General features: G+C 66.7%; 12 protein-coding genes. 8 read left to right on the forward strand and 4 right to left on the reverse strand.

Going from position 1 to position 12,856, the window contains the following annotated elements:
- Window positions 1–97: 97 nt before the first annotated feature.
- Complete coding sequence (locus LIG30_RS10540; RefSeq protein ID WP_038711911.1) at window positions 98–1,519, reverse strand: aminotransferase-like domain-containing protein; 1,422 nt, start codon at window positions 1,517–1,519, stop codon at window positions 98–100.
- 620 nt (window positions 1,520–2,139) lie between these two features.
- Between LIG30_RS10540 and LIG30_RS10545 the strand changes: the two genes are divergently transcribed.
- Both LIG30_RS10545 and LIG30_RS10550 read left to right on the forward strand, forming a co-directional pair.
- Window positions 2,140–3,171: an extracellular solute-binding protein gene (locus LIG30_RS10545; protein WP_200929664.1), complete on the forward strand. Its 1,032-nt coding sequence runs from the start codon at window positions 2,140–2,142 to the stop codon at window positions 3,169–3,171.
- Complete coding sequence (locus LIG30_RS10550; protein ID WP_038711913.1) at window positions 3,168–4,913, forward strand: GGDEF domain-containing protein; 1,746 nt, start codon at window positions 3,168–3,170, stop codon at window positions 4,911–4,913. The genes LIG30_RS10545 and LIG30_RS10550 overlap by 4 nt, the downstream gene beginning before the upstream one ends.
- 168 nt (window positions 4,914–5,081) lie before the next feature.
- Here LIG30_RS10550 and LIG30_RS10555 read toward each other — a convergent pair whose 3' ends face one another.
- Window positions 5,082–5,381: a DUF4148 domain-containing protein gene (locus LIG30_RS10555; protein WP_038711915.1), complete on the reverse strand. Its 300-nt coding sequence runs from the start codon at window positions 5,379–5,381 to the stop codon at window positions 5,082–5,084.
- A 237-nt stretch (window positions 5,382–5,618) separates the two neighbouring features.
- Window positions 5,619–5,879, reverse strand: a complete 261-nt coding sequence (locus tag LIG30_RS10560) for a hypothetical protein (RefSeq protein ID WP_038711916.1) — start codon at window positions 5,877–5,879, stop codon at window positions 5,619–5,621.
- Between the two features lie 406 nt (window positions 5,880–6,285).
- On the opposite strand from LIG30_RS10560, the gene LIG30_RS10565 reads away from it, so the two are divergent.
- The 6 genes from LIG30_RS10565 to LIG30_RS10590 all read left to right on the forward strand — a co-directional run bounded on the left by LIG30_RS10565 (window position 6,286) and on the right by LIG30_RS10590 (window position 11,423).
- Entirely contained in the window at window positions 6,286–6,957 is a 672-nt protein-coding gene (locus LIG30_RS10565) for a c-type cytochrome (RefSeq protein ID WP_051994963.1), read from the forward strand.
- A 68-nt stretch (window positions 6,958–7,025) separates the two neighbouring features.
- Window positions 7,026–8,246, forward strand: a complete 1,221-nt coding sequence (locus tag LIG30_RS10570) for a c-type cytochrome (protein WP_442856850.1) — start codon at window positions 7,026–7,028, stop codon at window positions 8,244–8,246.
- A 7-nt stretch (window positions 8,247–8,253) separates the two neighbouring features.
- On the forward strand, window positions 8,254–8,436 hold the full coding sequence (locus tag LIG30_RS10575) for a hypothetical protein (protein WP_038711922.1): 183 nt from the start codon (window positions 8,254–8,256) through the stop codon (window positions 8,434–8,436).
- A gap of 11 nt (window positions 8,437–8,447) precedes the next feature.
- The gene (locus LIG30_RS10580) at window positions 8,448–9,017 is read left to right on the forward strand and encodes a cytochrome c oxidase subunit II (protein ID WP_038712003.1); all 570 of its coding nucleotides are present in this window, start codon (window positions 8,448–8,450) and stop codon (window positions 9,015–9,017) included.
- A complete protein-coding gene (locus LIG30_RS10585; protein WP_038711924.1) occupies window positions 9,007–10,632 on the forward strand; it encodes a b(o/a)3-type cytochrome-c oxidase subunit 1 in 1,626 nt (541 codons plus the stop codon). The genes LIG30_RS10580 and LIG30_RS10585 overlap by 11 nt, the downstream gene beginning before the upstream one ends.
- On the forward strand, window positions 10,629–11,423 hold the full coding sequence (locus tag LIG30_RS10590; RefSeq protein WP_038711925.1) for a c-type cytochrome: 795 nt from the start codon (window positions 10,629–10,631) through the stop codon (window positions 11,421–11,423). Before LIG30_RS10585 ends, LIG30_RS10590 begins: the two co-directional genes overlap by 4 nt.
- Window positions 11,424–11,636: 213 nt before the next feature.
- Here LIG30_RS10590 and LIG30_RS10595 read toward each other — a convergent pair whose 3' ends face one another.
- Window positions 11,637–12,791, reverse strand: a complete 1,155-nt coding sequence (locus LIG30_RS10595) for a porin (protein WP_235510282.1) — start codon at window positions 12,789–12,791, stop codon at window positions 11,637–11,639.
- Window positions 12,792–12,856 lie beyond the last annotated feature (65 nt).

Here is a 12,856-nt window from a genome sequence, read left to right on the forward strand (position 1 = left end):
GGGCGGGTGCGTGGGCGGGGCCCTGTTCGCGATCGCGAAGATCGCGAACAACGTGGCGCGAAGACGCGCCGCGCGGCGGCGCATGGCATCGCGGCGCTCAGCCGCGCTTGCGCACCGTCGGTTGCGCGACGAGTTCGCCCAGCACGCGAATCGCCCGTTCGATGTCTCGGCTCCACGGATGGCCGAAATTCAGGCGCACGCAGCGCTCGAAGCCATGCGCCGCGGAAAACAGCGGCCCCGGCGCGAAGCTGATTCCGTGCGCGATCGCCTGCCGGTGCAGTTCCATCGCGTCGATCGCCTCGGGAAACACCAGCCACAGGAAATAGCCGCCTTCCGGCCAGACCCAGTCGACCCCGGCGGGCAGCCAGCGCCGCAGCGCATCGTCCATCTGCTTCAGCTGGCCTTGCAGCGCGCCGCGCAGCTTGCGCAGATGACGGTCGTAGCCGCCGTGCTCCAGGTAGTTCGCAATGCCGGCCTGCGCGGGAATGCTCGCGGACAGCGTCGTCATCAGCTTGAGCCGCTGCACTTTCTCCGCGAAACGTCCGGCGGCGGCCCAGCCGATCCGGTAGCCGGGCGCGAGCGTCTTCGAGAATGAACCGCAATGCATCACGAGGCCGTGCCGGTCGAACGCGCGTGCGGGTAGCGGGTAGTCCGGGCCGAAGTGCAGGTCGCCGTAGACGTCGTCCTCGATCAACGGCACGTCGCGCGCGGCCAGCATCTCGACGAGCGCGCGCTTTTTCTCCGGCGACAGCGTGACGCCGGTCGGATTCTGGAAATTCGTCATGAACCAGCACGCGCGGATGTCGTGCCGATCCATCGCCGCGGCAAGCGCGTCGAGGTCGAGGCCGGTGCGCGGATCGACCGGAATCTCGACTGCACGCAGGTCGAGCCGCTCGATCGCCTGCAGCGCCGCGTAGAAACCGGGCGACTCGACCGCCACCACGTCGCCGGGGCGCGTGACGGCCATCAGGCACAGGTTCAGCGCTTCGAGTGCGCCGTTCGTGATGACGATCTCGTCGACCGGTTGCGACACGCCCATGCCGAGATAGCGCAATGCGATCTGGCGGCGCAGTTGTTCATTGCCGGGCGGCAGGTCGACGACCGTGCTCCACGGGCTGACGAGGCGGGTCGCCTGCGCCAGCGACTTCGCGAGACGCGGCAGCGGAAAAAGCTGCGGCGACGGGAAGGCCGAGCCGAGCGGCACGATGCCCGGCTGCGTCGCGGCATCGATGACGGAAAACACCAGATCGCTGATGTCCACCTTGCGCGACGCGGCGCCTTTGCCCGCGCGTGCGCTGTCCGACGGTTGCGCGCCCGGCGCCACGTAATAGCCGGAGCGTTCGCGCGCGCGGATCAAGCCCCACTGTTCCAGCAGGTAGTACGCGCGAAACACCGTCGACTGGCTCACGCCGTGCTGCGCGATGATCTGGCGCAGCGACGGCAGCCGCGTGCCGACCGCGAGATTGCCGGTGCGGATTTCGTCGGCGATCGTGTGAGCGAGGGTTTCGTAGCGTTTCATCGAAAGGGGGGGGCAATGGACGGCGCGCGTATGCGGCCGCGGCGCGATGTCCGCGCGGCGGGCCCATTGTCCAACGCCTGTCCCCAAAAGAAAAGCTGTCGCGTCGCCGCAGCCCGCGCCGCGATCGCGCGGCCGCCGTGTCGAACATTCGAATGGTATTTTGATAAGAAGGTTGGCGATCGGCACAATCAAGCGGCTCGCGCCGATGTCGAGAAGCTGACTAAAGTTTTTCGGAAATCTGTCGATAGGATGGTTAAGGATGATTCTGATCAAGCAATTGATTGAATAGCGACCGGATAAATGCGCACGTGATATTGGGCGATTGCATTTATTTCACCGATAATGGCGGCGCAAAGAATGACGAGCACGATACGGTCGCTCGGCCTTCAATGCGATTTACTCTCGATGTCGTCGGCAACGACATCTGACGAATCAATACGTGGATTATTCGTATTGCGTATCGGGTATTTTTATGGTGTCGTTGCACGATGTCGCGTCGACTTGATAAGGACCGTCGAATGCAACCGCAGGTTGAAGATTTGCATTCGGAGGCACTCCGATTATCCAGGGGATTCGGTACCGCGTGGCATGTCGTCCATGCTGCGGTGCGTGCGATCCTCATGGTTCTGGCGCTTGGCGTGATGTCCTCGCCTGGCGATCTCGCGGCGCAATCCTCGAACGAAAACGTTTTACGTGTGCTCGCATGGCCGGGTTATGCCGACGACGACGTCGTCAACGTATTCCAGTCCCGCTTTCATGCCAAAGTCGAAGTAACGTTCGTCGATTCCGATGAAGCGTTATGGTCCAGGATGCATAGCGCTTCGCCGCCGCCCTATGACGTGCTTGCGGCCAATACGGCGGAAATCCAGCGCTATGCGCATGACAATCTGCTTTCGCCGCTCGACCTGTCGCGTATCCCGAATCGGCGCCGGCAACTGTCGAACTTCCAGAAGCTGTCGGGCATCGGCGGCCTCGTGCGGAACGATCTCGCGTACGCGGTTCCGTTTACCTATTCGTCGATGGGGCTGATCTACGACCGCGAGCAGGTCCCGGTCGCGCCGCATTCGATGCTCGAGCTGTGGAATCCGCGGTTTCGCGGCAAGGTGCTCGACTTCAACAGCGCGCAGCACAATTTCTCGTTCGCCGCGCTCGCGCTCGGCTATCGCGATCCGTTTCACCTGACGCCCGCGCAGACACGCACCGTCGCCCGCAAGCTGGTCGATCTGCGGCGCAACCTGCTGACCTATTACACCGTGCCGGAGGAGGCGACCGCGCTGTTCGTGCAGCACCACGCGGCGCTGATGTTCGGCAATTACGGCACGCAGCAGGTCGAGCTGCTGCGCCGGGCCGGCGCAAACGTCGGCTACGTGGTCCCGGACGAGGGTGCGCTCGCATGGCTGGACTGCTGGGCGATGACGCGCGGCGCCGGCAACCGGGCGCTCGCGCTCGAGTGGATCAACTTCATGCTCGAGCCCGCGGTCGGCACGCTGCTGACGCAGCGTCAGGGACTCGCGAACACGCTCATGCCTGCCCGCGGCGCCGATTCCGCCCAGCATCTCGTCTGGCTCCAGCCCGTCGAGGATATCGGGCAGCGCGAGGCGCTGTGGAGCCGGATCGTGTCGGGCGAGCGGCTGGAGTATTTCCAGAAATGATCAGACTCGGACTGACCTCGCAACTGTCGATCCTGCTCGCCTGCATCGGCGTCGTGGCATCGGGCACGACCGGCTATTACGCGTACCACGCGAATCGCGCGATGCTCGTGCAGGAGGCGCAGCAAAACCTGCTGACGTCGACCCAGTTGCTCGGGCAACGCTTTACCGCCGCGCTCGGCGACGTGGCCAACGATGCGCTGGTGCTGGCGACGATGCCGTCGTCGGTGGCGGTCACGCGCGCGGACGACGCGCCGAGCGCGGCGCGCACGCGGCTCGAGCGCGTGTATCTCGGCTTCATGGCGCATCACCCCGAATATCTGCAGATCCGTCTGATCACGCGGGCGCATTACGGGCTCGAAAGGATCCGCGTCGATCGCGATACGCAGGGTGTCGTGGCGGTGCCCGCGAGCGGGCTGCAGGAGAAGGGCCAGTTCGCCTACGTGTTCGGCACCCTCGGGACCGAGCCTGGCCATGTCTATCTGTCGCCGATCGCGGTCAACCACGAACGCGGGTCGCACGCGGCCGAAGGCAGGCCGATCCTGCGGGTCGGCACACCGGTCGTCGATCCGGGCGGCGCGACGATCGGCGCGATCGTCATCGATGTCGAGCTGACGCGCATGTTCGGCCGGCTCGAGCGCGACCTGCCGGCAAACTACCTCGTCTATCTGGCGAACGAGTGGGGTGACTTCCTCGTCCATCCCGACCCGGCCCAGGCGTTCGGGTTCGATCGCGGCCGGCGCGTGCTGATGCAGGACAGTTTCCCGGCCACCCGGCCGCTCTTCGACGAATCGCGCGCGAACCTGACGCTCAACGGTCTCTTCCGTCCCGATCAGGCGCCCGGCCAGGTGCTCGCGTTCACGCGCACGCCGTTCGGGCTCGCCGAAGGCAACCGCTTCGTCGTGCTGGGGCTCGCGCGGCCGCTCTCGGACGTGCTGCTCGCCGCCGGCCTGCTCGGCGACCGGATCGTGCGAATGGTGCTGGTGTCGAGCGTGCTGGCGGTCGTGCTGGCCTTCCTGTTCGCGCGGGCGCTGACGCGGCCGCTGCAGACGCTCGCGCGCGCGGCGACGAACGTGTTCGACGATCCCGTCGCCGAACGGCTGCCGGTTGCGCGCGCGGACGAGATCGGCGTCCTTGCGCGATGCTTCGACGGCATGCGCATCGAGATCCGCACGCAGATGACCGTGCTCCACGCGAAACAGCAGGAACTCACGCATCTCGCGGGCCATGACGTGCTGACCGGCCTGCCCAACCGGATGCAGTTCATGGAGAGGCTCGACGCGGCGATCCGCCATGCGTCGGCGATGGGCGAGGGGCTCGCGGTGATGTTCGTCGATCTCGACCGGTTCAAGCAGATCAACGACCAGCTCGGGCATTCGGCCGGGGACCGGACGCTCGTCGCCGTCGCCGCGCGCCTGAGTGCGGTGCTGAGGAACGGCGACATGGCGGCGCGTCTCGGTGGAGACGAGTTCATCGTGCTGATCACGGGCGTGCGTTCGCCCGACGTGGTCGTCGACATCGCATCGCGCATCCAGCGCGTGATGGCCGAGGAACTGGAGTTCGGCGACCAGCGCATCGCGGTGGGCGCGAGCATCGGCGTCAGCGAGTTCCCGGTCGACGGCGCGTCGGCGGAAGAATTGCTGGTGAAGGCGGATGCGGCGATGTATGCGGCCAAGGCGTCCGTATGTTGCGCGTACGTCCGCTATCAGGAACTGGTTGGCGTGGGAGGCGGCTGCGAGCGGTAAGCGCGAACGCGTGACCGGCGCGCGGAACGATGCCGTCGCGTGCCGCGCGGCGAACCCGCTGGACGCCCGCTGCGGGGCGATCCGCGCATCGCGCGTCGGCGGCCCCACAGTGCAACGAGCCCGTCGTCGGACGGGCTCGGCGGGAGAGCCGCAGGGAGCGGCTGGCGCTTACTGGCCGAAGTAGACCGAATCGCGCGTGCCTTGTGCGGCCGCTGCCGGGCGGGCGCCGCGAACGACCGGCGCGGCTTGCGCGCCATAACCGCTGTTGTCGGCGGACTGCACGCGGGCTTCCGCGCTCTGGATGGTCTCAGGATAGTTCGCGTCCGACGCACTCGGGTTGTAGCCGGCCTGGCGGAGCTGCACCAGTTCGTCGCGCACCTGGGCGCGGGTCAGGCCGCTTTGCGCGAAGGCGCTGAGCGAAGCGGTCAGGGCGAGCGCGGCGACGACTGCGTGGACGAGCGATTTCATGATGACCTCCGGTATTTTATGGTGTTCGCCCGCGACACGATGTCTTAAGCGATTGATTACATCGTAGCGCCCGGAGGGTATAGGGTAAACGTGGATTTTTGCTAAAGATTCTTGTCGTAATTGAGATAATGTTGGTCAGCGCGTCGTTTGCGGCCCGCGACAATATTGAAATCTGCAATTAAGTATGAGGAATATCGGACGCGAGCCGCCATCACGCGTGACGGGCGGCGCGGCGGATCAGACGCCGTCGGCGTCCTCGATTTCCTTGCGCTCGCGGCGCTCCTCGTTGCTGCGGCGCGCGCGCAGGCGCTGGCGCGAGAGCAGCGTGACGATCTCGCCGGTGCTTGCGTCGCGCGGAATCTGGTTGCGGATGCGATCCGGCACCATCGGCAGCCCGGCGCGCTGACGGCGCAGCGCCTCGGCGATCGCGCGCCGGCACGCGTCGCCGTGGCATTCCCATTCGTCGCGGACTTTGCGGCAGTAACGGCATGTGTTCATGCCGGACAGTCTAACGCGTCTTGCCGGATCGCCGCGCGTGGCACGGCATCGTCAGGGGACGCGCGCGGCAGTCTGCGGGGCAGCCGCTTCGAGACCGTTGCGTGCGCATCGACGGGCGCGGCGCGCCGGGGATTCACGGCAATTCGCACGAATCGGCTGCGAATGTTCCGGCCTCGCGAATAGTCACCTTGAAAAGGTATCGATGACGCCCTAGTGTTAAGAGCACGCTCTGCCGGCCTGCACGGGTACTCCGATGCGGCGCCGCGATGATGGATGCCGCGATCGTATCCGGTTGCGCCGGAGCACGATCCGCACGCGCGACGTTGTTGCTGCCACGATAACCCGAACGAGGACGCTGGTGACGAATCGCATCGCACTGTTCATCGTCGTGCTGCTTGCGTCCTGCATGCGATGGGGCGCGCCGGCGCTGGCCGCCGAGCCGGCCACCGAGCCTGCGCCCGATACCATGCAGGCGCGGGTGATGGGTTGCGCCGCATGCCACGGCGCGCACGGCGAAGGCACCGACAACGATTACTTCCCGCGTCTGTCAGGCAAGCCCGCAGGCTATCTGTACCGCCAGCTTCGCGCGTTTCGCGACGGCGGCCGCAAGTATCCGCCGATGAACTACCTGCTCGCGTATCTGCCCGATGCGTACCTGCGCCAGATCGCCGAGCATTTCGCCGCGCAGCATCCGCCGTATCCGCAGCCCGCCACCCCGAGCGTCGACGCGCCGACGCTCGCGCTCGGCAAGGCGCTCGTCACGGACGGCGACCATGCGCGCGGCGTGCCGGCGTGCGCGAGTTGTCACGGCCGCGGGTTGACGGGCATGGAGCCCGCGATTCCCGGGCTGCTCGGCTTGCACGCGACTTACATCAGCGCGCAACTGGGCGCATGGCGCTATGGCACGCGCCGCGCGGCCGCGCCGGACTGCATGCACGACATCGCGACGCGGCTCTCCGAACGCGACATCACCGCGGTCGCGGCATGGCTCGCCGCGCAGCCTGCGCCGTCGAACCCAGCGCCGGCGGCGGAAGAGCGGTCGAAGCTGCCGCTTGCCTGCGGCAGCGTTTCCAACTAGCGGGGGATGCACACGTGACCCGCCCACGATTCCTCGACACGCTCGCCGCGCTGCTGGTCGGCGCGGTGGTGCCCGTTGCCGCGGCCTACGCGGCCGATCCGGCGCAGCCTTCCGAACGCGCGCAACTGATCGCGCGCGGCGAGTACCTGGCCCGCGCGGGCGACTGCGTCGCATGCCACACGGTGCCGTCCGGCAAGCTGTTCGGCGGGGGCCGTCCGATGGAGACGCCGTTCGGCACGCTCTACTCGCCGAACATCTCGTCCGACAAGGAAACCGGCATCGGCACCTGGACGGCGGACGAGTTCTACCGCGCGATGCACGACGGCAAGTCGCGCGACGGCTCGTACATCTATCCGGCGATGCCGTTCGGGTCCTACACGAAAGTGACGCGTGCCGATTCCGACGCGATCTACGCGTACCTGCTGTCGGTGCCGCCGATCCGCCAGCCGAACCGCGCGCACGAACTGAGTTTCCCGTTCAACCGGCGCGAGCTGCTGCTCGGCTGGCGCACGCTGTTCTTCCGCGAGGGCGAGTTCAAGCCCGATCCGGCCCAGTCCGCCGAATGGAATCGCGGCGCGTACCTCGTCGAGGGGCTCGGCCATTGCACGATGTGCCACACCGAGATCAACGCGCTCGGCGGCAATATTCGTTCGAAGGAGTACCAGGGCGGACTGATTCCGCTGCAGAACTGGTACGCGCCGTCGCTGACGTCGAATCGCGAGGCCGGGCTCGGCGACTGGAGCATCGCCGACATCGTCGGGCTGCTGAACGCGGGGATATCGAGTCGCGGCGCGGTCTACGGACCGATGGCGGAAGTCGTCTACGACAGCTTCCAGTATCTGAACGAGGAAGACGTGCGGGCCGTCGCGGTCTATCTGAAGTCGTTGCCCGGCCGCACGGGCGAAGCCGATACCGCGCCGCCGCCGGCGGCCGTGACCGAGGAGACCCGTCGTCTCGCGCCGCTCGGCCGGAAGATCTACGAAGCGCAATGCGCGGTGTGCCATGCGAAGGAAGGGCAGGGCAAGCCGCCGCACTTCCCGCCGCTCGCGAGCAACCAGTCGATCCAGATGACGTCCGCGGTCAATCCGATCCGCATGGTGCTGAATGGCGGCTACGCGCCCGGCACGCGCAAGAACCCGATGCCGTACGGCATGCCGCCGTTCGCGCAGTTGCTGTCGGACGAGGAGGTGGCGGCGGTCGTCACGTACATCCGCACCGCATGGGGCAACCACGGCAAGCCGGTCAGCACGAAGGAAGTCAACGAGCTGCGTCCGGCGCCCATCTTTTGAGGCCACGATGATCGAGTCATCCGCATCGCAACACGGCGAGCCCGCAGCGGACGCCGAACGCGTCGACGAAATCGTGCGGCAAGGCCCGCGCGGCGCGCTCGCGCTCGCCGGCACCGCGACGGTGCTGGTCGTCGCGATGTGGTTTGCCTTCTACTTCCTGGTCTTCCTGCCGCGCGGCGTCATCCAGTAATACGGGGCAACATGGCGAACTCCCTCGATCCGAACAGCCCGGCTTCCACCGATGTCGCCGAGCGCGTCGAACGCCGCTGGGCGGCGATCATGCTTGCCATCGTCGCGTTGCTGGTGATCATGGTCGTCTACACCGGCTTGCGCTGGGCGATGATGCCGCCTTCGCGGGTCGAGACGATCCGGCCGGAGTCGCTGCACGTCAGCGGCGAATTCGTCGAGAGCAACCTCGGCACCGCGCTCGAGCCGGACGGCTCGGTGACGGTGCGCATCGTCGCGCAGCAATACTCGTTCACGCCGCAGTGCGTGCTGGTGCCCGCCGATACGCCGATCACGTTCCGGGCGACGAGCGCCGACGTCGTGCACGGGTTTCTGGTGACGGACACCAACATCAACTCGATGGTGGAACCCGGCTACGTCGCGACGTTCAGGACCACGTTTCCGGCACCCGCCGACCATCTGATGCCGTGCCACGAGTATTGCGGCACGGGCCATCAGGGGATGTGGGCGCACGTGAAGGTCATCGACAAGGCCGCGTTCCAGCAACTGGCCGTCCAATCGCGGAGGCTGAGCTGTGTTGAATAGCAAACGACTCGTACTCGCGCATTTCTGGCTGGCCTTCATCGTGTTCGCCGTGGCGTTGCCGCTCGGCGCATGGCAAATGCTCGTGCGCAGTCCGCTGCACAGCTGGCTGCGCGACCCGGAGCTCTACTATCGCTCGGTGACGGAGCACGGCACCGTGATGGGCTACGTGTTTCCGACGCTGATCGCGATGGGTTTCGGCTACTCGGTCGCGGAGCTGGCGCTCAAGCGCACGCTGGTCGGGGTGCGCTGGGCGTGGGCCGGGTTTGCGCTGATCGCGCTGGGCGCGGTGGCGGCAAGCGTGCCGGTCGCGATGGGGCGCGCGTCGGTGCTCTACACGTTCTATCCGCCGATGATCGGCAACGTGTTCTATTACCTCGGCGTCGTGCTGGTCGTGGTCGGCTCGTGGATCTGGGTTGCGCTGATGTCGGTCAACCTCGCGGCGTGGAAGCGGGACAATCCGGGCAAGACCGTGCCGCTCGCGATGTTCGCGACCGTGGCCGGCGCCTATCTGTGGGGCTGGACCGCGGTGGGCGCGGCGATCGAGGTGATCTTCCAGATCCTGCCGGTCGCGCTCGGCTTCAAGACCACCATCGACGCGGGCCTCGCACGCGTGTTCTTCTCGTGGACGCTGCACGCGATCGTCTACTTCTGGCTGATGCCGGCCTACATCGCGTACTACACGATCGTGCCGCGCGCGATCGGCGGGCGGCTCTACAGCGACGCGATGGCGCGGATCTCGTTCATCCTGTTCCTCGTCGTGTCGATGCCGATTGGCATTCATCACCTGTTCGCCGATCCGCAGGTCGGCTCGGGCTTCAAGTTCGTGCAATCGGTGTTCACGTCGCTGGTCGCGGTGCCGACCCTGCTGACGGTATTCACGATCAGCGCATCGGTCGAGATCGCAGCGCGCCTGCGCGGCGGCAAGGGGGCGTTCGGCTGGCTCGCCGCGCTGCCCTGGGAGAACCCGCAGATGCTCGCGCTGGCGTTCTCGTTCGTGATGCTCGGTTTCGGCGGCGCGGGCGGCCTCATCAACATGAGCTACCAGCTCGACTCGACGGTCCACAACACGCAGTGGATCACCGGGCATTTCCACCTGATCTTCGCGGGGGCGATCGTCACGATGTATTTCGCGATCGCGTACGACCTGTGGCCGCATCTTACCGGGCGGGCGCTGACCAACTGGCGGCTGATGCGCTGGCAGCTCTGGCTGTGGTTCGTCGGCATGATCGTCACGACCTTTCCGTGGCACTGGGTCGGGATCCTCGGGATGCCGCGCCGGATGGCCTACTATGACTATTCGGACCCGGCGCTCGCCGGACAGGCGATGTGGGTGGCGATGTCCGCGATCGGCGGCATCATCCTCGTGATCTCGGCGATCCTGTTCTTCGTGGTGCTGATCCAGGGGCATCGCGCGCCGCGCACGGAACCCGGCACGTATCGTTTCAGCACGGCGGTTCACGAATCGCCGAGCGTGCCCGTCGCGCTCAACGGCTTCGCGCTGTGGATCGCGCTGATGATCGGTCTCACGGTCGTCAACTACGGCTACCCGATCATGCAGCTCGTCACCCGCGGCGACACGGCCGTGCCCGCGATCACGATCGGAGCGCAGCGATGAGCGACGAGCGCCTGTTCTCCTTGGCCAACCCGTGGTTCCGGGTCAGTGTCGGCGCGGTGGCCGGTGTCGTGCTGGTGTCGGCGGCAGTGGGTTTTGTCTGGCTGCCGTCGGTGCAGCGCGACCCGCAGTTCCAGGGCGTGTGGAACGCGATCTGCAGCGCGGCCGGGGTGCCGCGCCAATGGCTCGCCGGCAAGGCAATCGCGCCGTCGTACCGGATCAGCGACGTGCAGGTGACGCCGCAGTTGCTGGCGGACGCGAGCGCGCAGTCGATTGGCCGCGGCGCGACGCTGTCGCTGCGCTGCACGATGTGTCACGGCGAGAAGGGCATGAGCCAGGCGAACACGCCGAATCTGGCGGGACAGTCCGCGATCGTCGTGTACAAGCAGATGCGCGACTTCGCGAGCGGCGCGCGGCAGAACGCCGCGATGTCGCCGATGGTGCATGGCCTCGGCGATCAGGACTTGCGCGACCTGGCCGTGTATTACGCGTCGCTGCCGCGTCCGGTGCCGGTGCGCGCGGTGGATGCGCCGGGCGCGCCGGACATCGTCGTCCACGGCGCGCCGATGCGCAACGTGCCGGCCTGTGCCGCCTGTCACGGCGGGATCGACGAGAAGGCCGGCAGCCCGTGGCTCGACGGCCTGCCGGCCGCGTATACGAAGGCGCAGTTGCTCAACTTCGCGAACGGCGCGCGCCATAACGATACGTCCGAGCAGATGCGCAACATCGCGCGCAACATGACGCGAGGCGAGATCGACGCGGCCGCCGCGTGGTATGCGAGCATCACGCGTTAGGGCTAGGGCCTGTTCACGCTAATAACGGGCTTGCGAACGAGCCTTGCCGGCTGTAGTGCAAGGAGGGAGGAGCGCCGTTTGGCCGAGCCAAACAAGCGACGACCGACGCCGCAATGCGGCCGGCAAGGCTCGTTCCCCTGTCTTTGAAAAATTCCTTCTGGCGGCCAGCGCAAGCCCGTTATTAGCGTGAACAGGCCCTAGCGCAGGCTGTGCTCAGAAGCGGTGCCGCAGGCCCAGCGCGACGACGATCTGGTTGCTGTTGGCCGACGGCGGCAGCGTCCAGACCGATGCGTCGAACGCCGGGTTGCCGTTGCCGCCGCTCACGCTCTCGTAGACGCCTTCGAGGTAGGCGTCGGTTCGCTTCGAGAACGCATAGTCGGCTTGCGCGACCACCTGATTCCACTTCGGGCGGGTCTGGCCGGTCTTGCTGTCGAAGCGCGCCATCGTATACGTGTAGGCGGCGGACAGGCTCAACGCGCGCGTGACGGCGTAATGCCCGTCGATCGTGAAGTTGTCGAAAATCAGCGAATTGCCCTTGAGCGACGTGATGCTGCTGCCCTGGAGCACGCCCGTCACGCCATCGGTGGCCGAATGCGACCACGCCAGCCCGACCGAGTGCGGGCCGAATGCGTATCGTCCCGCGATCGCCCAGATCTGCTCGCCGCCGCCGGTGATCGTCGCCGAGCCGTCCGTCGTGCTGACCGCGCCGTTCGCGTTCGCCAGGTTCGCGTTCCGGTTGATCTTCAGATAGCCCGCGCCGAGCTTGAGCGGCCCGGTCGCGTACGACAGCCCCGCGCTCCAGGCCGCATTGTTTCCGAACTGGCCGGCCGTGTTCGAAAACGCGTACATCGCGCCGAACGTCAGTCCGCGGTAGGTCGGGCTCGTATACTTGACGGAGTTGTTGATGCGGATGTTCCGGTTGGAATCGTCGTTGTCGTACGGATGCACGGCCAGATTGCCTCCCCAGCCGGGGCCCGACGGCTCGAGCGGCGTCACGAAATCGAGGATCAGGTCGTACTGGCGGCCGAACGTGAGCGAGCCGTCCTCTTTCGATTTCAGCCCGACCCAGGCCTGACGGCCGAACATGTCGACCCCTTTCTGCGACAGCCCGCCCGTGGGCACCGAGAAGCCGTTTTCGAGTGTGAAGATCGCGGACCAGCCGCCACCGAGATCCTCGCTGCCTTTCAGCCCCCACCGCGATGCGTTCAACGCGCCATTCGTCATCGACCAGCTGCTGCTGCCGGACGAGCCGGCCCCGTGGGTGCGCTGATTGTTCGCGTAGGTGATCGACGCGTCGATCAGGCCGTACAGCGTGACACTGCTCTGAGCCTGGGCCGCATCGGTGCCGAAGCCGCCCAGGCATGCCATCAGGCAGGTACCGGCAATGCCGGACGCCAGCCGGTTGCCGGCGGCTGGCCCGTGCGTGACGGGGG

This window comes from Burkholderia sp. lig30 (genome assembly GCF_000687455.2).
Lineage (GTDB): Bacteria > Pseudomonadota > Gammaproteobacteria > Burkholderiales > Burkholderiaceae > Burkholderia.